The organism is Nocardia mangyaensis (assembly GCF_001886715.1).
In the GTDB taxonomy this organism is placed as follows: Bacteria; Actinomycetota; Actinomycetes; order Mycobacteriales; family Mycobacteriaceae; genus Nocardia; species Nocardia mangyaensis.
The window spans coordinates 410122-436958 of the sequence record NZ_CP018082.1 but is presented as its reverse complement, the minus strand read 5'-3'; the positions used below and the strand labels follow the sequence as shown (position 1 = coordinate 436958).

The 26837-nt window shown below is 68.5% G+C and carries 27 protein-coding genes; 4 read left to right on the top strand and 23 right to left on the bottom strand.

What is annotated here, in order from left to right; genetic code table 11:
- Positions 1-29 precede the first annotated feature (29 nt).
- Entirely contained in the window at positions 30-497 is a 468-nt protein-coding gene (locus BOX37_RS01965) for a hypothetical protein (protein WP_071925951.1), read from the top strand.
- Positions 498-536: 39 nt separating this feature from the next.
- On the opposite strand, the gene BOX37_RS01960 is transcribed toward BOX37_RS01965, so the two are convergent.
- Positions 537-974 (bottom strand): OsmC family peroxiredoxin, encoded by a 438-nt coding sequence (locus BOX37_RS01960; RefSeq protein ID WP_071925950.1) that lies wholly within the window; start codon positions 972-974, stop codon positions 537-539.
- 62 nt (positions 975-1036) lie between these two features.
- Positions 1037-1483, bottom strand: coding sequence for an SRPBCC family protein (locus BOX37_RS01955; RefSeq protein ID WP_071925949.1), 447 nt, complete (start codon positions 1481-1483; stop codon positions 1037-1039).
- Positions 1484-1759: 276 nt separating this feature from the next.
- On the opposite strand from BOX37_RS01955, the gene BOX37_RS01950 reads away from it, so the two are divergent.
- Both BOX37_RS01950 and BOX37_RS01945 read left to right on the top strand, forming a co-directional pair.
- On the top strand, positions 1760-3124 hold the full coding sequence (locus BOX37_RS01950; protein ID WP_240505169.1) for a sensor histidine kinase: 1365 nt from the start codon (positions 1760-1762) through the stop codon (positions 3122-3124).
- A gap of 194 nt (positions 3125-3318) precedes the next feature.
- Complete coding sequence (locus BOX37_RS01945) at positions 3319-4509, top strand: MFS transporter (protein ID WP_071925947.1); 1191 nt, start codon at positions 3319-3321, stop codon at positions 4507-4509.
- Positions 4510-4528: 19 nt separating this feature from the next.
- Here BOX37_RS01945 and BOX37_RS01940 read toward each other — a convergent pair whose 3' ends face one another.
- From BOX37_RS01940 to ftsH, 20 genes are all read right to left on the bottom strand, one after another.
- The gene (locus BOX37_RS01940) at positions 4529-5362 is read right to left on the bottom strand and encodes a helix-turn-helix domain-containing protein (RefSeq protein ID WP_071925946.1); all 834 of its coding nucleotides are present in this window, start codon (positions 5360-5362) and stop codon (positions 4529-4531) included.
- Between the two features lie 109 nt (positions 5363-5471).
- Positions 5472-8036: an ATP-dependent Clp protease ATP-binding subunit gene (locus BOX37_RS01935; protein ID WP_071931110.1), complete on the bottom strand. Its 2565-nt coding sequence runs from the start codon at positions 8034-8036 to the stop codon at positions 5472-5474.
- A 275-nt stretch (positions 8037-8311) separates the two neighbouring features.
- Positions 8312-9247, bottom strand: coding sequence for an esterase/lipase family protein (locus tag BOX37_RS01930; RefSeq protein WP_071925945.1), 936 nt, complete (start codon positions 9245-9247; stop codon positions 8312-8314).
- A gap of 81 nt (positions 9248-9328) precedes the next feature.
- A complete protein-coding gene (locus BOX37_RS01925; RefSeq protein WP_071925944.1) occupies positions 9329-9931 on the bottom strand; it encodes an anthrone oxygenase family protein in 603 nt (200 codons plus the stop codon).
- Positions 9932-10052: 121 nt separating this feature from the next.
- Positions 10053-10679, bottom strand: coding sequence for an FHA domain-containing protein (locus BOX37_RS01920; protein WP_071925943.1), 627 nt, complete (start codon positions 10677-10679; stop codon positions 10053-10055).
- Positions 10680-11226: 547 nt separating this feature from the next.
- The gene (locus tag BOX37_RS01915) at positions 11227-11589 is read right to left on the bottom strand and encodes a histone-like nucleoid-structuring protein Lsr2 (RefSeq protein WP_071925942.1); all 363 of its coding nucleotides are present in this window, start codon (positions 11587-11589) and stop codon (positions 11227-11229) included.
- A gap of 115 nt (positions 11590-11704) precedes the next feature.
- On the bottom strand, positions 11705-13243 hold the full coding sequence (gene lysS, locus BOX37_RS01910; RefSeq protein WP_071925941.1) for a lysine--tRNA ligase: 1539 nt from the start codon (positions 13241-13243) through the stop codon (positions 11705-11707).
- 169 nt (positions 13244-13412) lie between these two features.
- Positions 13413-13835 carry a rhodanese-like domain-containing protein gene (locus BOX37_RS01905; protein ID WP_071931109.1) on the bottom strand — a complete coding sequence of 141 codons (423 nt, stop codon included), beginning with the start codon at positions 13833-13835 and terminating at the stop codon, positions 13413-13415.
- Positions 13836-13843: 8 nt separating this feature from the next.
- Positions 13844-14410, bottom strand: a complete 567-nt coding sequence (locus tag BOX37_RS01900) for a cysteine dioxygenase (protein WP_071925940.1) — start codon at positions 14408-14410, stop codon at positions 13844-13846.
- A gap of 131 nt (positions 14411-14541) precedes the next feature.
- The gene (locus BOX37_RS01895; protein ID WP_071925939.1) at positions 14542-15324 is read right to left on the bottom strand and encodes a type III pantothenate kinase; all 783 of its coding nucleotides are present in this window, start codon (positions 15322-15324) and stop codon (positions 14542-14544) included.
- A gap of 16 nt (positions 15325-15340) precedes the next feature.
- Positions 15341-15760: an aspartate 1-decarboxylase gene (gene panD / locus BOX37_RS01890; protein ID WP_071925938.1), complete on the bottom strand. Its 420-nt coding sequence runs from the start codon at positions 15758-15760 to the stop codon at positions 15341-15343.
- 13 nt (positions 15761-15773) lie between these two features.
- Positions 15774-16730, bottom strand: a complete 957-nt coding sequence (panC, locus tag BOX37_RS01885) for a pantoate--beta-alanine ligase (protein WP_071925937.1) — start codon at positions 16728-16730, stop codon at positions 15774-15776.
- Positions 16730-17680, bottom strand: a complete 951-nt coding sequence (locus tag BOX37_RS01880; protein WP_071925936.1) for a Rossmann-like and DUF2520 domain-containing protein — start codon at positions 17678-17680, stop codon at positions 16730-16732. The genes panC and BOX37_RS01880 overlap by 1 nt, the downstream gene beginning before the upstream one ends.
- Positions 17681-17890: 210 nt before the next feature.
- Positions 17891-19042, bottom strand: a complete 1152-nt coding sequence (locus tag BOX37_RS01875; protein WP_071925935.1) for a DUF6779 domain-containing protein — start codon at positions 19040-19042, stop codon at positions 17891-17893.
- A gap of 68 nt (positions 19043-19110) precedes the next feature.
- The gene (locus tag BOX37_RS01870) at positions 19111-19584 is read right to left on the bottom strand and encodes a DUF3180 domain-containing protein (RefSeq protein ID WP_071925934.1); all 474 of its coding nucleotides are present in this window, start codon (positions 19582-19584) and stop codon (positions 19111-19113) included.
- Positions 19578-20117: a 2-amino-4-hydroxy-6-hydroxymethyldihydropteridine diphosphokinase gene (folK, locus tag BOX37_RS01865; protein WP_071925933.1), complete on the bottom strand. Its 540-nt coding sequence runs from the start codon at positions 20115-20117 to the stop codon at positions 19578-19580. The genes BOX37_RS01870 and folK overlap by 7 nt, the downstream gene beginning before the upstream one ends.
- Complete coding sequence (gene folB / locus BOX37_RS01860) at positions 20114-20536, bottom strand: dihydroneopterin aldolase (protein ID WP_071925932.1); 423 nt, start codon at positions 20534-20536, stop codon at positions 20114-20116. Before folB ends, folK begins: the two co-directional genes overlap by 4 nt.
- Entirely contained in the window at positions 20533-21402 is an 870-nt protein-coding gene (folP, locus tag BOX37_RS01855; protein WP_071925931.1) for a dihydropteroate synthase, read from the bottom strand. Before folP ends, folB begins: the two co-directional genes overlap by 4 nt.
- On the bottom strand, positions 21399-21989 hold the full coding sequence (gene folE, locus BOX37_RS01850; protein ID WP_084760574.1) for a GTP cyclohydrolase I FolE: 591 nt from the start codon (positions 21987-21989) through the stop codon (positions 21399-21401). The genes folP and folE overlap by 4 nt, the downstream gene beginning before the upstream one ends.
- A gap of 162 nt (positions 21990-22151) precedes the next feature.
- On the bottom strand, positions 22152-24494 hold the full coding sequence (gene ftsH, locus BOX37_RS01845) for an ATP-dependent zinc metalloprotease FtsH (protein WP_071925929.1): 2343 nt from the start codon (positions 24492-24494) through the stop codon (positions 22152-22154).
- Between the two features lie 275 nt (positions 24495-24769).
- Between ftsH and BOX37_RS01840 the strand changes: the two genes are divergently transcribed.
- A complete protein-coding gene (locus BOX37_RS01840; protein ID WP_071925928.1) occupies positions 24770-25705 on the top strand; it encodes a hypothetical protein in 936 nt (311 codons plus the stop codon).
- A gap of 256 nt (positions 25706-25961) precedes the next feature.
- Here BOX37_RS01840 and BOX37_RS01835 read toward each other — a convergent pair whose 3' ends face one another.
- The gene (locus BOX37_RS01835; protein ID WP_071925927.1) at positions 25962-26819 is read right to left on the bottom strand and encodes a DUF1266 domain-containing protein; all 858 of its coding nucleotides are present in this window, start codon (positions 26817-26819) and stop codon (positions 25962-25964) included.
- Between the last annotated feature and the right edge of the window lie 18 nt (positions 26820-26837).

The window sequence follows — 26837 nt, the reverse complement described above, 5'->3', positions numbered from 1 at the left end:
GCGTATACGAGAAAGGCAGTGTCGGTGTCATGACCGACACTGCCTCTTCCGTTTCCGCTCCCGCTGTTCGCGCGATCCGCCCCCGCGCGGTGACCCTCGCGTTCGCCGGACTGGTGACCGCGCTCGGCGCCGGTGTCGCCGAGGGCCTGCTGCGCGCGGTGCGTGGCGGCGGCGAGTTCGGCGCCACCGCGACCGGGCTGTTGCCCCGGCTCGCGATCTATCTGGCCGTCGTCGGGGTGGCGCTGTACATGCTCAACGGCAGTCGCGTCGCGCGCGCGGTGCTGACCGTCGGTATCGGTGTGGTCGGCCTGGTCTCGCTGATCATCGAGCCGCTGGCAGTCGTGTTGTCGACCGACGATTTCGGCACGCTGTTCGCCGGGTACACCCCCGAGTCCACCGTGCTGGCGAGCCTGCGGGCCGTGCACGTCCTGGCCGTGGTGATCGCGATCCCGGCCATGTACACCCCGGCCGCCCATCGCTGGTTCACCCAGCGCTGATCGGGCACGCGCGAGACCGCACGCGTGCCCGGCGCCACATCAGATGATCTCGGCGTCCAGTTCCACCTCGGCGACACCGGCGAGCGCCTTGCTCACCGGGCAGCCGTGCTTGGCGGCGGTGGCCGCGGCGTAGAAGCCCTCGGCGCCGATGCCGGACGCGACGGCCCGCACGGTCAGCTTGATCTTGCTGATCCGGAAGCCGCCCTCGGGGTCAGGGCCCAGCGTCACGTCGGCGGTCACGTCCAGGCTCTCCGGCGTGCCGCCCGCGTTGGCGATCTCGGCCGAGAGCGCCATCGAGTAGCACGACGAGTGCGCGGCGGCGATCAGCTCCTCCGGGCTGGTCCCCTCGGCCGTGTCGGCCACGCGGCGCGGGAAGCTCACGTCGAACTTGCCGACGTTGGAGCTGACCAGTTCGACCTGGCCCGAGCCATCCTGCAGCCCGCCTGCCCACGTGGTTCGTGCACTACGAGTAGGCATTCACAATCCTTTCGCTTCGGGTGCGTGCGATCCGGTTACGAAGCTACTCGCGCACGCGCGGTTCATGGGGCGGCACTGGTGACCTCGTCGAGACGTTCCAGCATCTCGGGCCACACCTGCTGATGGAGGTCGCGTACGGCGGCGGTCGGAAATCCGGAGTGGCGCAACCGCAGCCGGATGCCGCGCGGCTGTTTGCGGAACTCCGCGGCGACCACGGTCTCGACGCCGTCGGTGGCGGCGGTGACCCAGGTGAACTCGATCCGGCGGTCCGGTTCCAGCGTCAGGATGCGGCCGTAGTGCGGATTGCGCTTGTCGGCCGAGCCGGTGTCGAAGTACAGCGGTTCGTTCACCACGGGACGCATCAGCACCGATCCGGGGACGGCCAGCCACAGGTCGAGGCCTTGGGTCCAGGCCGCGTAGAGCAGGCCGGGCGAGGCTTTCATCACGCGCTCGACCGTGAGCTCGTGCGGCCGCGTGGACAGGTCCGGGGGGCGAACTGGCTGGTCCATCAGCCGACTCTACCGGCCGTGACCGGGCGATCACCGCATCGGGTGTGCGACAGCGTCACTCGGGATCGGTGACGCGGGCCGACACGATGCCGCCGAGTTGCGCGCCTGCGTCTCGAGGCGACTTCGGCACTACGCGGCGCGGCGGACGGATCGACCGGCGATCGGTGGGCAAACCGGACGCGGTGCGCGGCGGCGGTCGCCGGGACCGGCGGGGCCGATCGGAATTCCGGGCGCAGGCCGACGCGGACGGCTGGTGCACGCAATAGGGTGAGAGAGGTGGGAGCGTCTGCGAAGTGGGAGCGTGGCTCGGTCGTTCAGGACTGGGGCCTGGCAGTGGTCGTCGCGGTGATCCAGGTCGTCGGTAGCGTCGGCGCGAACGAGCATCAGACCGGGGTGCGTTCGCTCGACGCGTTCGCGTACCTGTTGCTGCTCGCGGGTCCGATCGCGCTCGGATTTCGGCGCCTGCTACCCGAGCCGGTCCTGCTGGTGACCTTGCTCGCCGCGGTGACCTATGTGCTCGGCAACTACGGCTACGGCCCGATCCTGCTGTCCTCGGTGATCGCCTTCTTGACCGCGGCCGGTACCGGATCACGCTGGCGCACTTACCCGGTCGTCGCCTTCGGCTTTCTGATGATGGTGTGGCCGATCCCCGCGCTGCTCGGGCGGGAGACCGGGGTCTGGCCGGTGTTCGGGCTACTGGCGTGGACGGGGGTGCTCCTCGGGATCGCCGAGGGGGTGCGGCAGCGACGCGCGGTGGGGCTCGCGCGCAGGCAGCAGACCGAGGCCGCCCAGCGCGACGAGCAGGCGCAACAGGCGCGGGCGGGCGTCGAGGAGCGTCTCGCCGTTGCCCGTGAGCTGCACGATGTTCTCGCGCACAGTCTTTCGCTGATCAATGTGCAGTCCTCGGTCGCGCTCGAGCTCTTCGACCGCAAGCCGCAGCAGGCGGCGGCCGCGCTGGCGACCATCAAGACGACCTCCAAGGAGGCGCTGGCCGAGGTCCACACACTGCTGCACACGATCCGCAGCGGAACAGCGGTGCTGCCCGATCCGCCTGAACCCGTTGGGGTGCGCGAGGATTCGCCTGCTGCCCCGCCGCCGGTCGACCCGCCGCCGCGCCCGGCGCCGCGGATGCCCACACCCACCCTCGAAGATCTCGACACGCTGCTCTCGCGAACCCGCGCGACCGGGCTCACCGTGGACACCAAGATCATCGGCGCCCCGAAGAAGCTGCCGAGCGTGATCGACGTGGCCGCGGCCAGGATCGTCCAGGAATCGCTGGCCAATGTGGTGCGGCACGCGCCCGGCGCCGACGCCACGATCACCCTGCGCTACACCCCCGAATCGGTGGACATCACCATCGACAACACCCGACCCACCAGCACCGCGGGGCGCACCGGCCCGGGTGGGAACGGCATCATCGGCATGCGGGAGCGGGCCCACGCGCTGGGCGGGGCGTTGACCGCCGGGCCGCGGCCCTCCGGCGGGTTCCGGGTGGCGGCCCGGCTGCCCACTCGCCCGGTGAGCACCACACCTGCCGCTCCGCGGGCTGTCCGGACCGAGGCCTCCTCGCCCGTGGAATCCCAGCGGGCCGAGACAGCCTCGCGGGCGGGCTCCGAGCAGAACGAGAGTGCGACCGGATGAGGGATCCGGGACACGCGGCTTGCGCTCTCGGCTGACCATCGCCGATGTCGATTTCGATCCGCTCCGAGGCGAGTCCGGCCCCGACGATCGGCGGCGGTGGCGCACTTCCAGTGGCGGCCGAAAAGCTGGCGTTTGGGTTGGGCGGCTTGGCGTTTCGGTCGGGCGGTGCCCAGGCTGCGATTGTTGTCCCTGGCATGACTACGACCTTGACCGGTGGCGCCGCGGCGCCCGGAGTGGGCCGCCGGGTGTGGCCCGCGTTGCTCACAATGTTTCTCGGCAGCTTCTCGCTGGTGACCGCGGAGTTCCTGCCGCCCGGTGTGCTGACCGTGATCGCGAACGATCTCGGCGTGGCTGAGGGGGTGGTCGGGCTCTCGGTGAGCGCGACCGCGTTGACGGCACTGGCCGCGGCGCTGGGATTGGGGTCGGTGTTTCCGCGACTCGATCGGCGCACCTTGTTGATCGTGTTGACCATCGCGGCGGCGGTGTCGAACCTGGTGGTGGCGGTGGCGCCGAACATCGCGTTGTTGCTGGTGGCGCGGTTGCTGCTCGGTGTCGCCGTCGGCGGGTACTGGTCGATGGCATTGGCGGTCGCGGCACAGTTGGTGCCCGCGGCCCGGCTCGGCAAGGCGATGATGATCGTGAACGCGGGGACCACGGTCGCGACGGTGGCCGGTGTGCCGCTCGGCGTGCTGCTGAGCGCGTACGCGGGGTGGCGGACGGCGTTCGTCGTCGCGGCGGGGCTGGCGGTCGCGGCGGCGGTCGCGGTGCGGCTGATGCTGCCGCCGATCACACCGAGCCAGGGGGTCGGGTTCGGGGCGCTGGGTGGCGCGCTGCGGTCACCGGGGGTGGCGTTGGGCCTGATCGGCGTGGTCGCGGTCATCGGCGGCCATTTCGCCGGATACACCTACGTACGCCCCGCCCTGGACGAGCTGCTCGGTGCCGGTCCCACGGTGATTCCGGTGCTGCTCGCACTGTTCGGCATCGGCGGCCTGATCGGCAATTTCGTCCTCGGCTCACTGGCCGACCGGCACCTCGGCATTCTGCTGGTGGCGGTTCCTTTCACCATCGGCCTGTCCTTGGTCGCGATCATTGCCTCGGGCCCCGTACCCGCCCTCGGCTACTTCGCCGTGGTCCTCTGGGGCACAGCGTTCGGTGGCATCCTGAATCTCGTCCAGGTGTGGGTAGCGCGCGCGCTGCCCGACCGGATGGAAGCCGGCGGCGGACTGGTGGTGGCCGGTTTTCAGACCGCGATCATCCTGGGCTCCGCGGTCGGCGGACGCGGCGTGGACGGCATCGGCCTCGCCCCCACCTACTGGCTCGCCGCGGCGGCCGCGGTGGCCGGCGGCGTGCTGGTCCGGGTTTCGCTGACCCGGGCGCGGCAGTAGCGGCCCCGCACCGCGCACTCTACGAGTTCACACCGGCCACACGCCGCCACTCCGATGGCGTGTGGCCGGTGTGGCGGCGGAAAGCTCGGCCGAACGCCGTTTCGGAGCTGTAGCCCAGGCGGCGGGCCACGTTCGCCACCGAGGCGTCCTTCTCGGCGAGGAAGCGCTGGGCACGATCGAGCCGAAGCCGAGTCAGATAGCGGCCAGGAGTGTGTCCGGTCGCGGCCTGGAATCGGGCGGCGAACCCGGACCGCGACGCCAACGCGATCCTGGCCAGCGCCGCGACCGTCCAGTCCTGGCCTGGGTCGGCGTGCATGGCGGCCACCGCCCGTGCCACGCCCGGTTCGTTCACCCGCAACAGCCACCGCTTCGGCGCGCAGCCGCGGGTGTGCCACGCCTCGACGGCCATGGCGGCGATCAGCGTCGCGACCCGGTCGCCCTGCACGCCGAACGGATCGGGGCACTGTCGAACCAGGTGGCCGAACATCGTCGCGGCGAGCGGTGAATGCCCGACGAACTCGGTGAGCAGCACCCGCTGCGGCAGGGCGGCCATGGCGCTGCCCACGGTGACCGGCACCAGCCGCACGCACAGCACGACCCCGTCCGACATGGCGTTGATCGCGAACCGGTCGCCCCCGGGAACGAACAGGAAATCCCCACTCGCCAGATCCTCGGCCTCCCCCAGCCCCTCGATCCTGATCAGCCCGTCGAGCACGAAGAGCGCACACGGCTCCCCGGCCAAGTGCTGCCACTGCCCCGTCGACAGCACGAATTCGTCGCGCCCCGCGAACCGCCACTGCAATCCGGCGAGCACATCCTCGAGACCGCGCGCATCCGGATCGACCAGCGTCACAGCACACCCCTCACGGCGAACCCACTTCTGAATTCACGGTACCAACCCCGCGATACGAACAAGCCCGCCCCCGGCGTGGTGCCGGAAGCGGGCTTGTCGGTTCAGCTGGTTACTCGCCGGAGGCGGCCTCGGGGGCCGTGCCTTCGGCAGCACCGGTGAGGACGACCTCGGGCTTGTCGTCGGTCGCGGTGGCCTTGGTCAGCTTCGTCTTGCTGGTGAAGGTGAACTTGGCATCCTCGCCGAGACCCTCGCCGTTCCAGTTGTCGACGTCGACCGTGATGGTCTGGCCGGCGCCGATCTCGCCGAAGAGGATCTTCTCCGAGAGCTGGTCCTCGATCTCGCGCTGAATCGTGCGACGCAGCGGACGGGCGCCGAGAACCGGGTCGAAGCCACGCTTGGCGAGCAGGCTCTTGGCCTGATCGGTCAGCTCCATGGCCATGTCCTTGTTCTTCAGCTGCCTGCCGACGCGGGCGATCATCAGGTCCACCATCATCACGATCTGCTCGCTGGTGAGCTGGTGGAACACGATCACGTCGTCGATGCGGTTGAGGAACTCGGGGCGGAAGTGCTTCTTCAGCTCGTCGTTGACCTTGAGCTTCATCCGCTCGTAGTTCGAGCCCTCGGCGTTGGACTGGGTGAAGCCCAGGCCGACCGCCTTGGAGATGTCGGAGGTGCCCAGGTTCGAGGTGAAGATCAGCACGGTGTTCTTGAAGTCGACCGTACGACCCTGACCGTCGGTGAGACGGCCGTCCTCGAGCACCTGCAGGAGGGTGTTGTAGATCTCCTGGTGCGCCTTCTCGATCTCGTCGAACAGCACCACCGAGAACGGCTTGCGCCGCACCTTCTCGGTGAGCTGGCCGCCCTCTTCGTAGCCCACGTACCCGGGAGGGGCACCGAACAGGCGCGAAGCGGTGAAGCGGTCGTGGAACTCGCCCATGTCGATCTGGATGAGCGCGTCGTCGTCGCCGAACAGGAAGTTCGCCAGCGCCTTGGACAGCTCGGTCTTACCGACACCGGACGGGCCGGCGAAGATGAACGAGCCCGAAGGACGCTTGGGATCCTTCAGACCGGCGCGCGTGCGGCGGATCGCCTTGGAGACGGCCTTGACGGCATCCTCCTGGCCGATGATCCGCTTGTGCAGCTCGTCCTCCATGCGGAGCAGACGGGTGGTCTCCTCCTCGGTGAGCTTGAAGACGGGGATACCGGTCCAGTTGGCCAGCACCTCCGCGATCTGCTCGTCGTCGACCTCGGCCACGACGTCCAGATCACCGGAACGCCACTGCTTCTCCCGCTCGGCACGCTTGGCGACGAGCTGCTTCTCCTTGTCGCGCAAGCGCGCGGCCTTCTCGAAGTCCTGCGCGTCGATCGCGCTTTCCTTCTCGCGACGGGCATCGGCGATCTTGTCGTCGAAGTCGCGCAGGTCCGGCGGAGCGGTCATCCGGCGGATGCGCATGCGCGCGCCCGCCTCGTCGATGAGGTCGATCGCCTTGTCCGGCAGGAAGCGGTCGTTGATGTAGCGGTCCGCCAAAGTGGCCGCCGCGACCAGCGCGCTGTCGGTGATCGAGACGCGGTGATGCGCCTCGTACCGGTCGCGCAGGCCCTTGAGGATGTTGATGGTGTGCTCGACGGTCGGCTCGCCCACCTGCACCGGCTGGAAACGGCGTTCCAGGGCGGCATCCTTCTCGATGTACTTGCGGTACTCGTCGAGGGTGGTGGCGCCGATGGTCTGCAGCTCGCCACGGGCCAGCTTCGGCTTCAGGATCGAGGCCGCGTCGATGGCGCCTTCGGCCGCACCCGCTCCGACGAGCGTGTGCAACTCGTCGATGAACAGGATGATGTCGCCGCGGGTGTTGATTTCCTTGAGCACCTTCTTCAGGCGCTCTTCGAAATCACCGCGGTAGCGGCTGCCGGCGACCAGGGAGCCCAGGTCGAGGGTGTAGAGCTGCTTGTCCTTGAGCGTCTCGGGGACCTCACCGTTGACGATGGCCTGAGCGAGACCCTCGACGACCGCGGTCTTACCGACACCGGGCTCGCCGATCAGCACCGGGTTGTTCTTGGTGCGGCGGCTCAGCACCTGCATGACGCGCTCGATTTCCTTCGAGCGGCCGATGACGGGGTCGAGCTTGCCCTCGAGCGCGGCCTGAGTGAGGTTGCGGCCGAACTGGTCGAGCACCAGCGAAGTGGACGGAGTGCCCGCCTCACCGCGCGAACCGGAGCCTTCGACGGGCTCCTTGCCCTGGTACCCGGACAGCAGCTGGATGACCTGCTGGCGGACACGGTTCAGGTCGGCACCGAGCTTGACCAGAACCTGGGCGGCAACGCCCTCACCCTCGCGGATGAGACCGAGCAGGATGTGCTCGGTACCGATGTAGTTGTGGCCGAGCTGCAGCGCCTCGCGCAGGCTCAGCTCCAGCACCTTCTTGGCACGCGGGGTGAAGGGGATGTGCCCGGACGGCGCCTGCTGGCCCTGCCCGATGATCTCCTCGACCTGGCTGCGCACACCCTCCAGCGAGATTCCGAGGGATTCCAGCGACTTCGCCGCCACACCCTCGCCCTCGTGGATCAACCCAAGCAGGATGTGCTCGGTGCCGATGTAGTTGTGGTTGAGCATCCGGGCCTCTTCTTGGGCCAGGACAACGACACGCCTCGCGCGGTCGGTGAACCTCTCGAACATCGCTCCCTCACTCTCCTGCTCCGACATTCTGGCAACAGACGCCGCAGTGTGCTCGGTACAACCTAGGGCGTCGGACCGACAACTGTCGCTGTCAGCCTGCCATGAAGCCCGGGGGTTGCGGCCCCCGCCATCCACTCTAGTTGGCGGGGGATCGTGATGCCGCCGGTCCACCCTATTGATGACCGGCGACAACATGGTCATTCACTCACAACGCGCACGTCGCGGCATTCGTTTCCTCCCCAGTTTTGCCTACAGCGAAACTTCGGGCGGCGGGTCTAACCGGTGAACGGCGGCACGAACACGCAGGGCACCGGGGCCTGACGGGCCGGATCGAGGGCGTTGAGGACGTGACCGGCCGCCCGCGGGCTGCCCGCGATGGCCAGGTGCTCGGAGAAGTCCTGGGCACAGCCGTCCTGGACCACGATCGAGGTGGTGTTCGGTCCCGGCACCAGACCCGAGGTATGGGGTACGACCAGCTCGTCGATCGCGGAGACGATATTGGTGTAGGTGACCTGTGGGCTGTACACACCGTCGGCGTTGAGCGCGGTCATGAACGGCGAGCCGGTGAACATCTGTCCACAGGCCTGGCACAAGGATGTCGCGACGGCGTCGAAGGCCGGTCCGGCCCCGAGTGCCCGGCTGAAGTGCGCGATATCGGCGGCGCCGAGCGCGTTGGTCCCCAGCCAGGGTGGGGCGATCGCGACCAGTTTGCCGACCTTGTCCGCGCCGCCGACCCGCTTGATGTAGTAGTTGCCGACGATATTGCCCTGCGAATGAGCGACGAAGTCGACCTGCGAGGCGCCGGTGCTCGCCAGCACCCGGTCGACGAAGGCCGCCACCTCGGCCGCGCTCTGCTCGATGGGCCGCATCCCGCCGACCGCCGAGACCGGCCACGGCAGGTCGTAGGCGCCGTAGGTGAGCGAGAACACGCAGTAGCCCTCGTTGGCCAGCAGCGGAGCGTACAAGCCCCAATTCGTCTGCGCCCCACCGCCGGTGCCGTGGAGCAGGACCACCGGATTCGGATGATCCGCCGAGGGGACGCACCCCGGATCGTTCGCACCGGGCAGTGACCCACCGGGCGTGCTGAGCTCCGGCGCGATCCCGGCGAAGAAGTTGTAGTCGACCGGATACTGCGCGGCGGCCGTGCCCGCACTCCCCCATGCCAGCAGCGCGACGGCCAGTACCAGCAACGATCTCGAACTACGTCGCATGAAACGACTCCTCACTAGAACGTGTTCCATGCATCATGGAACACGTTCCAGTGATCGCGCGGCGCTATTGGCAGATCGCCATCAGTGGCGGTACGGCGCCTGGACCTGCCCACCCACCACCGAAGCGGCCGATACCTGCGAAACCGGCTGTCCGGCAACCACACCGGCGGCCTCCGAACTCGACTTGCCCTGCTGCACACCGGCAACGAACACGGCACCACACAGCACCAGGAACGCCGCCGTGTGCAGCACCGCGCGCAGAACGTTCCAGCGCACCCAGTCCGCCTCGTACTCGGCACGCACCGCGGCGGTGTCGGCGATCGCCGCCGGATCACCCGCCGCGTCCAGCGCCTCGTTGAGCGGCACATTCAGCGCGATCGTCACCCCGAAGGCGACCACGTTGAGCGCCAAGGCGATTCCCAGCCAGATCAGCGTCGAGCGATGCCCCGACCCGAGATGCAGCACCGCGGCCAGCGCCGTGAACCCGACCGTGCCGAGAAAGCCGATCATGAACCAGGGATTGATGATCACGGTATTGATCTTCTGCATGACATCGATCAACGTGCGATCACCGGTGCGCGCCAACGCGGGCATCACCGAGATCGCGTACGCGTAGAACACCCCGGCGGTCAGCCCCGTACTGACCAGTGCCACGACAATGGCGGCCAACCGAACTTCGAACATGAGAGGTCTCCTGACTCGTGTCCCGAAGCCTCGTTTGCCCGTGCTCCGGCGCTACGTCGAGTCAACCCCTCAGCGCCCACCGCCGACATGGCTCAGGCGCTCGCCGACCTACGCGATCGACTCACAGATCGTGATCGGAGATCATCCCGCTCTGCATGGCCAGCGCCGCCAACCGCGTGCGCTTCTGATTCTGCGGCAGATTCTCGACGCCGAACTTCGCGAACAGCGCCCGCAGGTGCGTCTTGATCGCATCGATCGACAGGAACAGTTCCTCGGCGATCTGCTGATTCGAGGCAGGCGTGGCGAACCCCGTCCCGTGCTTGTAGGGCCGGCACAGCGCGATCAGCACCGCCCGCTGGGTCTCGGTGAGCGACCGCATCGTCGGAATCGTCGTCCCCGACGCCGTATGCGTCGCGTCGTCGACGACTCCACCGAAATCGAAGAAGTGCACCAGCGTGGTCCCCACCCGGATCCGATCCCCCGGACTCAACCGCCGCCGCCCGACCAGCCGCTCCCCGTTGACGAACGTCCCGTTTCGCGACAACCCGTCGTCGACGATCGTCCAGTGCGCGCCCAGATACTCCACCGCCGCGTGCAGCCGAGACACCTCCGCGTCCCACCCGAGCACCAGATCGGCCTGCACATTGCGCCCGATGGTGAACCGCTGCCGCTCCGGCTCCAGCGACAACTCGTGCTGACGCCCGGTGTCATCGGTGTACCGAAGAAAAGACCCCACGAACGCAGTCACTGTGCCGCCTCCCCGAGACTCTGATCCGCCTCTCCGCGATTCCGATCCGCCTCTCCACGATTCTGGCCGGACTCAGGAGGGTCGGCCGTCACGTTGGCGGCCGCGGGGAGGTGCGGGGTGAGTTGGCCCGTGCCCGGCGAGTTACCCATGTGCGCCCGAAATCGGGTCGGGACACCCGACAGCACTGAGTCGAAACACCGTAAGCACGTCAGTCAGTCTAACGCCCCACCCGTCGACTCCTGGGCCGACCAACACGCGTTGACCCCCGCCCCCACGCCAAGCCCCCCGAGACACCAAGATGCCACCCCGCACCCACAAGCTCCGACCCGAGCTCACGAATCACGCAGTGGCTGACAACATTTCACGATCCCACCCAAACCGGACCCGCCCTCCCCGACCTCGAGGAGGGGACGGCCGCGCAGCGGCCGGTTCGCGGCCGTCCCGACGATCAGGCACCGTTGCGTACGCGACGAAGGAGCAAGCAACGGTGCCTGATCGTCGGGACCGGCGGGGCCGCGAACACCGCGGCGCCCGCGCCGCCGATAACTCAGCCCTTGCCGACCTCTTTGTTGTAAGCCTCGGTGATGTCGGCGGAGATACGGCCGCGGGCCGAGACCTTGTGCCCCTTGCGGCGGGCCCATTCACGAATTGCGGCGCTCTGTTCGCGGTCCATGGAAACGCGGCTCTTGCCCTGCGGCACGGGCGCGCCGGCTGCCTTCACCCGGCGACGGCCACTCACGCGGCGCGCGTTGGCGACCCACTCGTCCAGACCTTCGCGCAGGCGCGCCGCATTTGCCTCCGACAGGTCGATCTCGTACGACACCCCATCGATAGCGAACTCGATGGTCTCGTCCGCGATGGACTCACCGTCGACATCGTCGATCAGGCTAACGGTGACCTTCTTTGCCATGAGATGAACGTCCTCTCGAAATCGTCAAGCCTGCCTCCAGGCCGAATACCCGAGGCAAGAATACCCCGAATTGCGAAATTTCCAACACGGGGCCTTCACCCCGCAAATTCACTGGTCAGCGACTAGTCGGCCGCACAATGGGGAACAGGATCGTTTCCCGGATTCCCAAACCCGTGAGTGCCATCAACAAGCGATCGATTCCCATACCGGTTCCGGTGGTCGGCGGCATACCGTGTTCCATCGCGGCGAGGAAGTCTTCGTCGAGCACCATCGCCTCGTCGTCGCCCGCGGCGGCCAGCCTCGCCTGATCGACGAACCGTTCCCGCTGGATCACCGGGTCGACCAACTCCGAATAGCCCGTGGCCAACTCGAAGCCGCGAACATAGAGGTCCCACTTCTCGGTGACGCCGGACTTGCTGCGATGCTGACGGGTCAGCGGAGAAGTCTCGACCGGGAAGTCGCGGACGAAAGTCGGCGCGTACAGCTTGTCGCCATACGCGTGTTCCCACAGTTCTTCGACCAGTTTGCCGTGACCGTAGCCCTTGCCCACCGGAATTTCCAGACCGACCCGTTCGGCGAGCGCCAGCAATTCCTCGACCGTGGTTTCCGGAGTGACCTCCACGCCGATCGACTCCGACAGCGACGGATACATCTCGACCGTCGTCCACTCGCCACCGAGATCATATTCGGTACCGTCGGCGAGGGTCACACGCAGGGTACCGAATGCCTCTCGAGCAACTTCCTGGATCAATTCCCGAGTCATCGTCGCCGAGTCGTCGTAGGTGCCGTATGCCTCGTAGGTTTCCAGCATGGCGAACTCGGGAGAATGCGTCGAGTCGGCGCCTTCGTTGCGGAAGTTCCGGTTGATCTCGAAGACCTTCTCCAGGCCACCGACCACACAGCGCTTGAGGAACAGTTCCGGTGCGATACGCAGGAACAACTCCATGTCGAGCGCATTGGAGTTGGTCACGAACGGACGCGCGGCGGCGCCGCCGTGGATGGTCTGCAGCATCGGTGTCTCGACCTCGAGGAAACCGCGGCGCTCGAGCGCGTTGCGCAGCGCTCGGACCACGTTCACACGGGTACGGGCCATTTCCCTGGCCTCGGGACGCACGATCAGGTCGACATAGCGCTGCCGGACCCGCGACTCCTCGTTCATCTCCTTGTGCGCCACCGGCAGCGGTCGCAGCGACTTGGCGGCCATCGACCAGGTATCGGCCATGACGCTCAATTCGCCGGTGCGCGAGGAGATGACCTCACCGTGTACGAACACGAAGTCGCCGAGGTCCACATCGGACTTCCAGGCGGCCAGCGCGTCGGCGCCGACACCGTTGAGACTGATCATCGCCTGCAGCTTGGTGCCGTCGCCCTCTTGCAGGGTGGCGAAACACAGCTTGCCGGTATTGCGGATGTAAATGACGCGGCCGGCGACACCGACCTGCAGGCCGGTCTGGGTATCGGGCTCCAGATCCGGGTAGGCGGCCCGAATTTCGGCCAGTGTGTGCGTGCGTGGCACCACCACCGGATAGGCCTCCCCGCCACCGGAGAGCAGCCTTTCCCGCTTCTCGCGGCGAATCCGTACCTGCTCGGGGACATCACTGTCCGCAGCGGAACTGGCGGCGCGACCGGGCTCGGCGGGGTTAGGGGTGCTCACATCCGATAACAGTAGCGTGCGCCCGAATTGGATTTGCGCGCCGCCCGCCCTCGACGACGAGGAAACCGGCGTCGCCGGCGATTAAACCCCGCCGCGATGAAGGCTTCGTCACAGCGCGGTGCGCCCGAACCGGACGCACCTGGGGAAAAGCGTTGGGCGTCGGCGACGTTCAGAGCGAAGCCAGGGAGTCCACTTCGCGCGCGAAGTGAGGGACGCCGATACCGACGGTGAGCAGGCCCGCCGACTTCAACGCCTGGTATCCACCGATCAGGTCGGTGGCGCGGCGCAAACCGAGCTGCTGCAGCGAGGCCGCGGCCAAACTCGAGGTGTATCCCTCCGAGCAGAAGATGATCCATTCCACGTCGTGATCGGCGGCCAGCGACAAACGCGCCGAGGAGGTCGGATCGAGGCGCCATTCCAAGACATTGCGTTCGATGACGAGCGCGCCGGGCAACGATCCTTCGCGCACCCGCTGGGCGGCGGGCCGGATGTCGACCAGAATCGCGCCCCTGGCCAAGGCGGCGGGTACGTCGTAGACGTAGAGCCTGCGAAGCTGGGCGCGGGCGTTGTCGAGCATCTGATCAATCGTCAAACGACTCATCACAGGTCACCTTCGGGCTGGTCGGTGAGGACGGTTGTGGTTCGCCGCAGGGTGCCGTGACCGGTCACCTCGTAATACGACATCGCCGACAGGGGCGGGGAATAGGCGTGCACGCTCAGCGTGGGATCGAGCGGACCGACCGATTCCGCGGCGGGCGTGCGCACGACATCGTGCACCCAGCCGATCGGGAACGCGGCCTGATCACCAGCGGCGAGGGTGCGCCTGCACAACTCCGTGCCATTCCAGCGGAATTCCTCGAGCGCGCCGCTGAGCACGGTGAGCGCACCGAGGGAACCGGCGTGATCGTGTAATTCGGTGGATTCTCCCGGGGTCCAGCTGATCAGCCAGACGTCGACCTCGTCGTCATGTGACAGTCGCGTCGCCCAGCGCTGCTCGGCGGGCCAGAGTCCGTCGACCGGGAGTAGGTGGTCGTAGCGACCGGCGAGCACGTCTTCGGCGCCCTCGTCGGTGAGACGCAGCAGGTCGGCGGGACGCAGCCGGGTCGGCAATGCCGAAGCGACGGCACGGTCGCGCGCGGAGGAAAGGGAAAATACAGAGGAACGCATGAGCGCATCTCCAGGAGGTGAGATCGGTCGAGGGAAACGGCAGCCTCGAACGGTCGAGGCAGGTCAGCCTCGACAACACTCCTGGGCGCTCACACGGAAATACACGAGCGTGAGTGTAGCAGACAGCGCGGTCACTTCTTGTTGCGCTCGTAGACGTGACGGAGGCCGGTCAGGGTCAGATGCGGCTCGAGCTGGTCGATGGTCTCCGATTCCGGGACGATCAGCGGCGCACCCGCACCGGTGGCCACCACGGTGACATCGGTACCGGCGAAGGCGTCGAACTCGTCGCGGATGCGGTCGACCAGGCCGTCGACCAGGCCGGCGAAACCGAACACGGCGCCGGACTGGATGCATTCCATGCTGTTCTTGCCCAGCACCGACCGCGGCCGGGCCAGCTCGACCCGCCGCAGCGCGCTGCGCTCGACCAGTGCCTCGGTGGACACCTCCACGCCGGGCGCGATCACGCCGCCGAGGAACTCGCCCTTGGCCGAGACCAGGTCGACACAGGTCGCGGTGCCGAAGTCGACCACGATCGCCGGACCACCGAAGTGGCGGAACGCCGCCAGACAGTTGACGATGCGGTCGGCGCCGACCTCCTTGGGGTTGTCGACCAGCAGCGGAATGCCGGTCCGCACCCCTGGCTCGACCAGCACGTGCGGGACATGGCCCCAGTACCGCACGAGCATGGTGCGCAGTTCGCGCAGCACCGGCGGCACGGTCGACAGCGCCGAGACGCCGACCACCTGGTCGATGTCGGTGCCCACCAGGCCGCGCACCTGCATGGCGAACTCGTCGGCGGTGACCAGCGGGTTGGTGTGGATCCGCCAGTGCCGCACCAGCTTCGCGTGCTCACCGAGGCCGGAGAACAGGCCGAGCTCGATGCCGGTGTTGCGGACGTCGATCGTCAGCAGCATCTCGTCCCCGCCGCGGTCAGGCGAACGACAGCGAGCGCGGGGAGGTGAGGCCGGAGCCCTCGGGCGCGTGCGCCGGGTCGGCGCCGAGCTCCACCGGACGGTTGCGCTCGTCGACGAAGACCACCCTGGGGGCGTAGTCGGGCAGTTCGGCCTCGTCGAGCTGGCCGTAGGCGATCAGGATCACCAGGTCGCCGGGGTGCACGAGATGGGCCGCGGCGCCGTTGATCCCGATCACGCCCGAGCCGCGCTCGCCCGCGATCACGTAGGTCTCGAGGCGGGCGCCGTTGTCGATGTCGACGATGCAGACCTGCTCACCCTCGAGCAGATCGGCGGCGTCGAGCAGATCCTGGTCGACGGTCACCGAGCCCACGTAGTGCAGGTCGGCATGGGTCACCGTGGCGCGGTGGATCTTCGACTTCATCATGGTGCGCAACATCGTCGTCGCCTTTCTACTGCGCCTGCGAGGCAGGCAGGGAGTTCGCGTCGGGGTGTCCGTCGATCTGGGCGCCGAGCACGAGGGGAGCGTTGTCGATCAGGCGGGTCTGGCCGACCCTGGCCGCGACCAGGAGCCGGGCATTGCCCGCGGTAGGGGCGGGGCCGAGGTTGGCATCGCGCAGTTCGAGATATTCCAGGTCGACGCCGTCGACGGTGCCGAGCACCCCGCGGGCGGCCGCGACGACGGCCTCGGGGCCCAGACCGGCGGCATGCCTGCCCGCGGCCAGCGCCGCCGAGAGGGCGAGCGCCGATTCGCGTTCGGACGCGTCGAGGTAACGGTTGCGCGAGGACAGCGCCAGACCGTCGGGTTCGCGGACCGTGGGGTAGGCGACGATCTTCACGTCGAAGTTCAGGTCACGCACCATCTGCCGGATCAGGGTGAGCTGCTGGTAGTCCTTCTCACCGAAGTAGGCCTCGGAGGCGTGGGTGAGCTGCAGCAGCTTCGCCACGACGGTGAGCATGCCGGCGAAATGCGTCGGACGGGTTCCGCCGTCGAGCTCGGCGCCGAGTGGGCCGGGCAGCACGGTGGTGCGCGGGCCCTCGGGGTACATGTCGGACACGCTCGGGGCGAACACCAGCTCGACCCCCTCGGTGCGCAGCAGGTCGAGATCGGCGTCGAGGGTGCGCGGGTAGGCGTCGAGATCCTCGGTGGGGCCGAACTGCAGCGGGTTGACGAAAATCGAGACGATCACGACCTGATTGGTGCGCTTGGCCTGACGGATCAGCTGCAGATGGCCCTCGTGCAGTGCGCCCATGGTCGGCACGAAGCCGACCGTGCGACCCGCGCCGCGCAGCGCCTTGGTCACCGTCGCGACGACCTCCGGGTCGTGGTGCACGGTGAGCGCGCCGGGCTGATAGGCGCCGCTCACCCTGGCGCCGCCCTGGTGGTGACGGACTTCTACGGGTTCCATCAGTGGCCTTCCTCGGCGAGTAGGTCCAGCAGGGCCGGATTGGTCTGGGCGAGTTCGGCGGTGCGCAGTGACATGGCGCGGTAGGCCGCGGCCAGGCGCTCGTCCACCGCATCGAGTGCGGTCAGGTGCGCGGCCACCGCGTCGACGTCACCGCGAGCGACCGGGCCGGTCAGCGCGGCCTTGCCGCGGCGCAGCGCGTTGTCGAGCGCGGCCGAGACCAGCGGTGCCAACAGGCGTTCGGGCAGGCCGCCCGGCTGGTCGTCGACCACCGGCTGACCGAGCAGGCCCGGTCCGGCCAGCGAGGCGCGCAGGGCGGTCACCGCGTCGACGATCAGGGTGACCAGGTGATTGCTGCCGTGGGCCAGCGCGGCGTGGTAGAGCGTGCGGTGTTCCTCCGAGACCCGCACCGGCTCGCCGCCCATCTCGATCACCAGCGCCTGCGCGATGGCATAGCCGACCTCGTCGGCCGCGGTGACGCCGAAGCAGGCATTGGGAAGGCGGTCGATGTCCTCGTCGTGCCCGGTGAAGGTCATCGCGGGATGGACGGCCAGGCCGAGAGCGCCCTGTTCGGTGAGCGGAGCCAGCACACCGACGCCGTTCGCGCCGGAGGTGTGGACGACGATCGTGCCAGGGCGAACCACCTTCGCACTCGCCAGACCACGAACCAGCCCGGCCAATTCGGCATCGGGGACGGCGAGCAGCAGCAGTTCGCTGCGCTGGGCGATCTGTTCGATCGGCAGGATCTGCGATTCGGGCAGCCGCGACTGCGCCCGGTGCACCGAGGCATCCGAGATCGCGGCGACACCGAAGACCACATGGCCCGCACGCTCGAGCGCGACTCCGAGCGCCGAACCCACCCGTCCCGCCGAGACGATTCCCACCGTCAGCCGTGCGGGCGCAGGGTCGACACCGACGTTCGCGCCATCGGAATTGACACTTCTAGAGGTCAACGTTGTCCTCTCGACTTTCGCGTTCCAGTCCTGCCGAGCAGGTACCAGACGTTACGAGTCGAGAGTAGCGGTCGACACACACGCCACGCCACGGGCCACCAGCGTGATCTACATCGCGATGTTCGCCGAAGCCCCCCGTAAACCCCCCTGTGCAGGCAAACCCCGGATCCGCAGCCCACTCATACTGCAGCTCCCGCACTCCTGATGCGCTCAGGAACGAGACTCCGACTGCAGGTTGGCCATGATGTCCGCCACGGACAGGCGAGGCGAGTCCTCGGATTCGGCACGACGACGGCGGCGCGAGCTGGTCCCGACAGCCGGGGCGGGAGCAGGCTTGGCCGGCACCGGTTTGTCGGCGACAGGCTGCTCCGGCTCGGTGACAGCGTTCGCCGCAGGTGCATCAGCGGCCGGCACCGCGGGTGTGTCCCCGGCGGGTGCGCTGGGAGGGTTCGAGGAGGCAGCGGCCGCGGGGACGTTCGCGGCCGTCTCGACCGGAGTCGACGGCTGGGCGGCAGGCTCGGCCGGAGACTCGGTGGGCGAGCCATTCCCCGACGTGCTGCTGGGGTCGACCGGCAGACCCGTATCGCTCACCTGACGGGTGTGCGGGGCGGACAGGCGCGGCGGCGGAGTCTTCGAGGACTTCGCCGGCGCTGGTTCCGGCGCAGGCTCGGACTCCTGGGTCTCGGCGTATTCGTCGAGCTGAACGGCCGAGGTCTCCGCGGTGACCGGGTCGTCGTAGGGGTCGGCGAAATTGGCCGAAACCGGTTGCATGAAGACGGGTTTGAGTGCGCTGGGCGGTTGCTGCCAGGGGCCGAACCAGGCGGCGGTGGCATCCTCGGGGCTATCGTCGAAATCGCGTTCCGGCTCGTCGAAGGCGTCGAAGCCACCGCTGGGCAGCGCGTCGATGCGGAAGGCGTCGGCCTGCAGCGCGGGCCGCTCGTCGGGCAGCGCGCCGTCGAAGAGGACCTGCAAGTTCTGCCGGAGCAAGGTGAGCTCGGCGCGCAGGGCCGCGATCTCGGTGGCGTCGGCGCCGACCTCGGCGCGCACCCGCGCCTCGACGCCCATCTCGTACTCGCGCCGGGCGTTGATCTCGCGCTCGAGCTGCAACTCGTACACCGTCTGCAGATCGCGCACCTTCGCATTGTCGACCGCGGCGTCCTTGCGGTAGCGGGTGGCCGCGAGCGCGCCGAGCACCGCCGCCCACAGTGCCGCTACCAGGCCGATCCTGACGTAGTGCAGGTTGTCGCTGAAGACGAGGAAAACGCTGGCTGTCAGGCCGAGCGCGATGATGAGGCCGACGAAGAGCTTTCCCGCGTCGTCCCGCCGTCGACGGGGCGTTGTGCTACGGGAGGGTGAAACCATGTGGGCCAGGGTAGCCGGAATCGGCTGGTCGGCCCACCAAAGCCCATGGCGATTCCATCTGCAAGTTGCTATGTGGTAGCCGGTTCGTCCGGCGGATCCTCCGGAGCCCGGCAGCAGTACTCGAGCCACAAAGCCGCAGCAACCAGGGCCGAACCGGCGAGTAGACCCACCACCGCGCCCGGCGAATCGGCCGCGGCGGCCCCCACGGTCCCCCGCTGTGGGAATACCCACAGCAGGAAGCCGAGCCACACGCCGGTGGCCAGCGAACCCACCTGCAGCGAGGCCTTGGCCAGCGCGACCGCGCGCGCCACATTGATCGGATGCATCTCGCGCAGCCCGTCACCGATGCGCTCATCGGCGATCCTGGCCTTGATCACGAAGCCGAGCGCCGCCTCGATCGCGGCGACCGGCAGCAGCGAGGCACCGGCGAGCACCGAGATGGACGGGAAGGTCGAGTAGGCGAAGCGAGTGGCGACCCAGGCCACCGCCGCGGCCACCACCACGTTGAGCGCGAGGTCGAGCAGCCGGGTGGGTTTCAGCACGGATGCGCGCTCTCGTCGCGCAGCGCCAGGTCGGTCCGCACCACCCCGGCCCGTTCGCCCGGATCGAGCCCGGCGACCAGGTCGGCGACGGGCACCTCGACGCCATCCACGAGCAGCCGCGCAGCCGGTTCCACGGCCAGCCAGGGCACGAGCACGAAGGCGCGGCGATACGCCTGCGGGTGCGGCAGGATCAGGGTGGGATCGGTATCGCGCGCGATGGGCGCGCCGGTGTCGTCGGTGCACTGGACCACGTCGACATCGAGAGTGCGCGCGCCCCAACGCACCGCACGCACCCGGTTTGCGGCCTGCTCGAGCTCCTGCCCGAAGCGCAGCCAGGCATAGTCATCGAAGCTCGGATCCTCGGCCACGACAACGGCATTCAGGTAGTCGTCCTGGTCGACACCGCCCCACGGCGCGGTCGTGTAGACCGGCGAGACCGCGAGCGCGCGCTTCCCCAGCCCGTCGAGCACGCTGCGCAGGTTGGCCAGCCGGTCGCCGAGATTCGCGCCGATCGAGAGCACCGCCCGACTCATCGGCGCGCCCCCGGCGCCACCGTGCGATACCGGGTGGCGACCACCCGGACGTCGGCGAAGGTGTGCGGGATCGGGGCCGAGGGCTTGTGCACGACCGCCTCCACCGCCTCGATCCGCGGGTCGGCCATCACGTCGTCGGCGATCTCGGAAACCACTGTCTCGATCAGATCGCGCGGTGGACCGGCCACGATCCGCACCGCGCGTTCGGCGAGCGCGCCGTAGTCGACGGTGTCGGCCAGATCGTCGGAGGCGGCGGCCGCGGTGAAATCCACCCACACCGTCAGGTCGACGACGAACTCCTGGCCGTCGCGCCGCTCGAAGTCGAAGACGCCGTGCCTGCCGAACACCCGCAGTCCACGCAGCTCGATCCGCGAGGAGGCGGGCCGGTCGGCGGGCGGGGGCAGCAGCGGTGAGCTCATCGGATGACTCCTCGGGCGGCAGTGGCTCGACGCCACGCGTCGACGACGGCGATCGCGTCCAGCGAGGCACGCACATCATGCACCCGCACCCCCCACGCGCCATGGGTCGCGGCGAGCGCGGACACGGTGGCGGTGGCGGTCTCCCTGCCGTCCGGCGGACGTGGACCGTCGGCATCGGCCAGCAGTGCGCCGAGGAAGCGTTTGCGGGAGGCGCCGACCAGGATCGGTGCGCCGTCGGCGACCAGTTCGGGCAGGGCGGCGAGCAGTTCCCAGTTGTGCTCGGCGTTCTTGGCGAAGCCGAGGCCTGGATCGAGGATCAGCCGCTCGGGCGCGATGCCGGCGGCCACGGCCAGGTCCACCTGGGCGGCCAGCTCGGCGCGCACTTCGGCCACCACATCGTCGTAGTGGTCGGCGGGACCGGTGTGGCGATAGTCGGCCCCGGCGCGCCAGTGCATGAGAATCCACGGCACCCCGGCGGCGGCGACCACCTTCACCATGTTCGGGTCGGCGCGACCACCGGAGACGTCGTTGACCACCGCGACACCGGCTTCGAGCGCGGCCTCGGCCACCTCGGAGCGCATGGTGTCCACGCTGGTCGGCACACCGGCGGCGACCAGCCCGCGGATCACCGGGACCACGCGCCCGATCTCGGCGGCCGGGTCGACCCGGTCGGCACCCGGCCTGGTCGACTCACCGCCCACGTCGACGATGTCGGCGCCCGCCTCGTACAGCGCGATGCCGTGCGCGATCGCGCGCTCGGGATCGAGATAACGACCACCGTCGGAGAAGGAATCCGCGGTCACGTTGACCACGCCCATGACCACACACGAGCGTCCGCCCCGCACGGCCACGAGAGGCTCGCTCATTTGCGCAGGATCAGGTCCAGCGCCTCGGATCGCGAGGCGGCGTTGGTCTGCAGCAGGCCGCGCACCGCCGAGGTGGTGGTGCTCGCACCGGGCTTGCGGATACCGCGCATCGCCATGCACAGATGCTCGGCCTCGACCACCACGATCGCGCCGCGCGGGTCCAGCCTGCGCATCACGGCGTCGGCGATCTGGCTGGTCAGCCGCTCCTGCACCTGCGGACGCTTGGCGTAGAGGTCGACGACGCGGGCCAGCTTCGACAGCCCGGTCACCCGGCCGTGCGTGCCGGGGATGTAGCCGACGTGCGCGACGCCGTGGAACGAGACCAGATGATGCTCACAGGTGGAGTACATCGGGATGTCGCGGACCAGCACGAGTTCCTGGTGCCCCTCGTCGAAGGTGGTGGCCAGCACCGCGTCGGGCTCGGTGTAGAGCCCGGCGAACATCTCCCGGTACGCGCGCGCCACCCGGGCCGGGGTATCGAGGAGGCCGGGGCGATCGGGGTCCTCACCGACTGCGAGCAGCAGTTCACGGACCGCGTTCTCGGCCCGCGCCTGATCGAACGGACGGCCGGTCGCCAACGCCGTCAACTGCGCCGGGCTGGTCGCGCCGAGTTCACCGGCCGGGTCTGCGCCCGACCCATTGCTGGCTGGCTCAGCGACCTTCTTGTTGGCCGACAACTTCTCCGCACCTCCACATGTCGACGCCGGTACTCGTCCGGCATCCGACGATCGAGCGTAGTTGGCCGCCCGTCATTGGCGGCCGTTCGGCCCGTCCCAGTCGTTGTTCTCCGGTTCCGTGCCGGGCGCAGGCTGCTGCGGCGGCGCGGCGGGCGGTTGGCCCCACGGTTGGAACCCCGGGCGAGGCTGCTGTTGTTCCGGCCGTCCCCAGGGATTGCCCTGGCCCTGCGGCGGCTGTTGCGGCTGCTCCTCGCGCGGCGGCCACCCCGGTGCCGACCAGCCGGCCGGGGCACCGTAATCGGGCCGCGAACCCTGGGTGCCGCCTTGGCGCGGGAACGCCTGGGTCGGCGCGGCGGGCAGCGGATAACCGGCGGCGGGCGGCGGGGGCTGACCGTAGGGCTGCTGCGGCGGGTGGCCGTTGGGCTTCTCCAACGACGGTGCGCCGTTGGGCACCGGCTCCGGCACCGGCGGCGGCCACGGCTCGCCCCGCTCGACAGCGAGCTCACCCGGGGTCTTCACCGGCGGCTTGTCGGAGGGGTGCCGGTCACCGAAATCGTTGAAGGCGGTGATCCGCGGGCGCTTCACCACATCGGCCAGGATCAGCTCGAGGTCCTTGCGGTGCAGGGTCTCGCGCTCGAGCAGAGCGGTCGCCAGCGCGTCGAGCGCGTCGCGGTACTCGCTCAGGATCGACCAGGCCTCGGTGTGCGCGGCCTCGATGAGGTTGCGCACCTCCTCGTCGATCTCGCGGGCCACTTCGTGCGAGTAGTCGGCCTGCACGCCCATCGAACGACCGACGAACGGGTCGCCCTGCTCCTGGCCGTAGCGGACCGCGCCGAGGCGGGCACTCATGCCGTACTCGGTGACCATGCCGCGCGCGATTTTGGTCGCCTGATCGATATCGGAGGACGCGCCGGTGGTCGGCTCGTGGAACACCAGTTCCTCGGCCGCGCGGCCACCCATGGCGAACACCAGCCGGGAGATCATCTCCGAGCGGGTCATCAGGCCCTTGTCGTCCTCGGGCACCGTCATGGCATGACCGCCGGTGCGACCGCGAGCCAGGATGGTCACCTTGTAGACCGGCTCGATATCGGGCATCGCCCACGCGGCGAGCGTGTGACCGCCCTCGTGGTAGGCGGTGATCTTCTTCTCGTGCTCGCTGATGATGCGGCTCTTGCGCCGCGGTCCGCCGATGACGCGGTCGACCGACTCCTCGAGCGCCTCGCCGGTGATCAGCGAACCGTTCTCGCGTGCGGTGAGCAGCGCGGCCTCGTTGATGACGTTGGCCAGATCGGCGCCGGACATCCCGACCGTGCGCTTGGCCAGGCCCTCGAGGTCGGCGTCGGGCGCGATCGGCTTGCCCGCGGAGTGCACCCGCAGGATCGCGCGGCGACCCGCGAGGTCGGGATTGCCGACCGGGATCTGCCGGTCGAACCGGCCGGGGCGCAGCAGCGCGGGGTCGAGGATGTCGGGCCGGTTGGTGGCCGCGATCAGGATGATGTTGGTGCGGTCACCGAAGCCGTCCATCTCGACGAGCAACTGGTTGAGGGTCTGCTCGCGTTCGTCGTGACCGCCGCCCATCCCGGCACCACGCTGACGGCCGACCGCGTCGATCTCGTCGACGAAGATGATGCAGGGGCTGTTCTGCTTGGCCTGCTCGAACAGGTCACGCACCCGCGAGGCGCCGACACCGACGAACATCTCGACGAAGTCCGAACCGGAGATGGTGAAGAACGGCACCCCGGCCTCACCGGCGACGGCGCGCGCGAGCAGCGTCTTACCGGTACCGGGCGGGCCGAACAGCAGCACACCCTTGGGGATCTTCGCGCCAAGGGCCTGGTAGCGGGCCGGGTTCTGCAGGAAGTCCTTGATCTCGTAGAGCTCTTCGACCGCTTCGTCGGCGCCCGCCACGTCCTGGAACGTGGTCTTGGGCATGTCCTTGGTCAGCAGCTTGGCCTTGGACTTGCCGAAGCCCATCATGCCGCCGCGACCACCGCCCTGCATGCGCGACATCACGAAGATGAACAGGCCGACCAGCAGCACCATCGGCACGATGAACAGCAGCAGCTGGGACAGCCAGCTCTCCTGCTTGACCACCGTGTCGTACTCGGCGCCGGAGGCCTGGACCGCGTCCAGGATCTTCGCCGAGTTCTCACCGCCACCGGGGTACTTGGTGACGATCTTGGTGTTGTTGTTGGTCGCCTCGTTGCCATTGTTCAGTTCGATGCGGAGCTGCTGCTCCTTGTCATCGATCTGCACCTGCTTGACGTTGGCTTTGTCCTCGAGCTGGCTGAGCGCCACGGAGGTGTCGACACTCTCCCAGCCGCGCGTGTCATCGCCGAGGAAGCTGAACAGCCAGATCATCAGCATGATGCCCGAGATGATCGCCAAAGTGCGAAACACTGTCTTGCGGTTCATAGAGCGTCGGCCGGACGGCCCAGTCCTTTCCGGTTATTTCTCCGGGTGTGCCTAGCGAAGCGTCGAGATCGGCGGGTTTCGGATGCGGACATGCCACGTTACCGCGTACGGTCTAGTCGATACATCGCGCAGTTCGGCTGCTGGTGCAGTTGCACTGGTAAACGGTCGGAGAACGGGAGAGGTTCCCGAAGGCCCCGACCGGGTTGTTGCAAGTGGCCACAATCATGTCATGCCCGCCTTATCGTGGGCGACGACACAACTACAGCGCAGGGGGTATGGACATCGTCGAGCTACGAACACCCACAGCGATTCTGCGCCACGGCCGTGGACGTCTCACCGTCCTGCGACCGGGTACCGATGGCGAACGGGTACTCGATGTGCCCATCGCCGATCTGCTCAAGGTGCGTCTCAACCGTCGCGCCGACGACGCGGTGGTGATCGAGATCTTCCTGCGTTATCCCACCCCCGTGCTCACCGGCGTCCCCGCCGACCGTACGCCGCTGCCCGTCCTGATCGCCGAGCACGACGTGCCTGCGGCGGTCGGCATCGTCGACCGGATCAACGATCAGATCATGGCGACCCAGCGTATCGATGTCGCCGCGCCCGATCTCACCCCGCCCGCACCCGAGTGGGGCAAGTCCGGTCCGGTTCGCGCCGATGTCGAGCGCGCGGTGCGCCGGATGGCGCCGCGCAAGGAGGCCCGCTCGGCGGTCACCGCGCTGCATCGCTACGTCACCCCGGATGAGTACGTGCTGGAAACGGCCATCGCCGTCGCGGCGGCACCCGCTGGTTCGGGCACCGGCCTGCTCGCGGCGACGACCACCCGGCTGCTGTTCATCTCCATCGGCAACGGCGATCGCTACGCCTACGAATTGGCCGTGCCCGCGATTCTCGGTGCCCGGACCGTCGAAGGCGCGCGGTCCGCACCCGGCGAGGTCGACACCAGACACGGCGGTTCCGGCATGGATGTCAGCGACGGCAATCGCACCCTGCATTTCGCCGGGGTCGACCGCGCCGATATCGAACGGGTCACCTGCGCGGTCAATTTCGCCGTGCGCAGGCAGGCCGCCGACGGCGCCGCCGGACCCGCCGATCCCGGTGTGTCCCAGCTCTACGCGGAATGGGAACTGCTGGTCGAGCGGCATTCGCTCGGCATGGTCGACGACACCCAGTTCCAGCGCTACGGCCGCGGCATACTGCGGAGTCTTTGAGCGCTGGCGCGCTCGAGTTCGCGCCCCCGGCGGTCCCGACGATCAGGCACCGTGGCTTGCTCCTTCGTCGCGTACGCCACGGCGCCTGATCGTCGGGACGGGCGCGAACCGCCGACTGCGTCGGCGATCCCTCCTCGAGGTCGGGATGTGCGGGGCTGGTAGTGCGGTCATGGCGGATTTGGGTGTTGTTCGCGGAGCGCCGGCACGTGCGAGTTCGCGGCCTCGCCGGGCCCGTCGTCGTGGTTGAGTTGGGTGGTCAGTTCGGTTCTGATGCTTCGGTTTCGGTCTTCTGTTCCGGTTCGTTCAGTTCGATTCGGCGCCATGGGCTGGTGGGGCGGGTCCATAGGCGTAGGAGTTCCATTCGCCGGTCCACGCCGCCGTTCTTGAGTTCGGCGAGGTCCTCGGTGGCCTGCCAATAGGTCCAGCCCGCCAGGTAGGCGTCGCCGAACTGGCGCCAGTTGCGGTAGCGGCGCTGGGCGGGCGGGAGCGCGCGCATGACGTACTCCCAGGCCATGTCCGCTTCCAGGTACCCGGCGGTGAACGCCATTCTGGCGACGGCGACGACGCGGGCCAGGTCCCAGGCGTGGATGTCGTTGGGCAGCGGGCGGGACAGGTGTTCGGTGAAACCGATCTTGATGGCCTGGGCCCAGATGTCGTAGTCGCGGACCAGCGCTTCGGGATTGTCCATGCCGCGGAACGAGCCGACCTGACGGAGGAAGGCGCGGTGCCGGTCGGCGCGCTCACCGAAACGGTCGCGCTCGCTGGCGTTGACCGAGGCCATGACCAGTGGGTGCACCAGCGCGTAGAGCGGGGCGTGCATGCCTTCGAGCAACTGTTCCATCGAGGCGCGGGCCTCGGTGCCATCAGTGATGCCCCAGGCACCGGTGAGGGTGTCGATGGCGAGTTCGCGACGGTCACCGAGCGGATGTTCGCGTTCGGGGCCGAGCAGCACGGCGTCGTGGAAGGCGTCCCAGCGGGTCGAGTAGAAGGCACCGAGTGCCAGCGCGCGCAGTTCGTCGTCGCTCACACCGGCGCCGGACCAGTGATCTTCCTCGCGCTCGTCCAGTTCCGGGTAGGGAAAAGTGGTCAGCGCTGGTACTCCCCTGGCAGGCATGCGGCCGAGTCTAGTGCC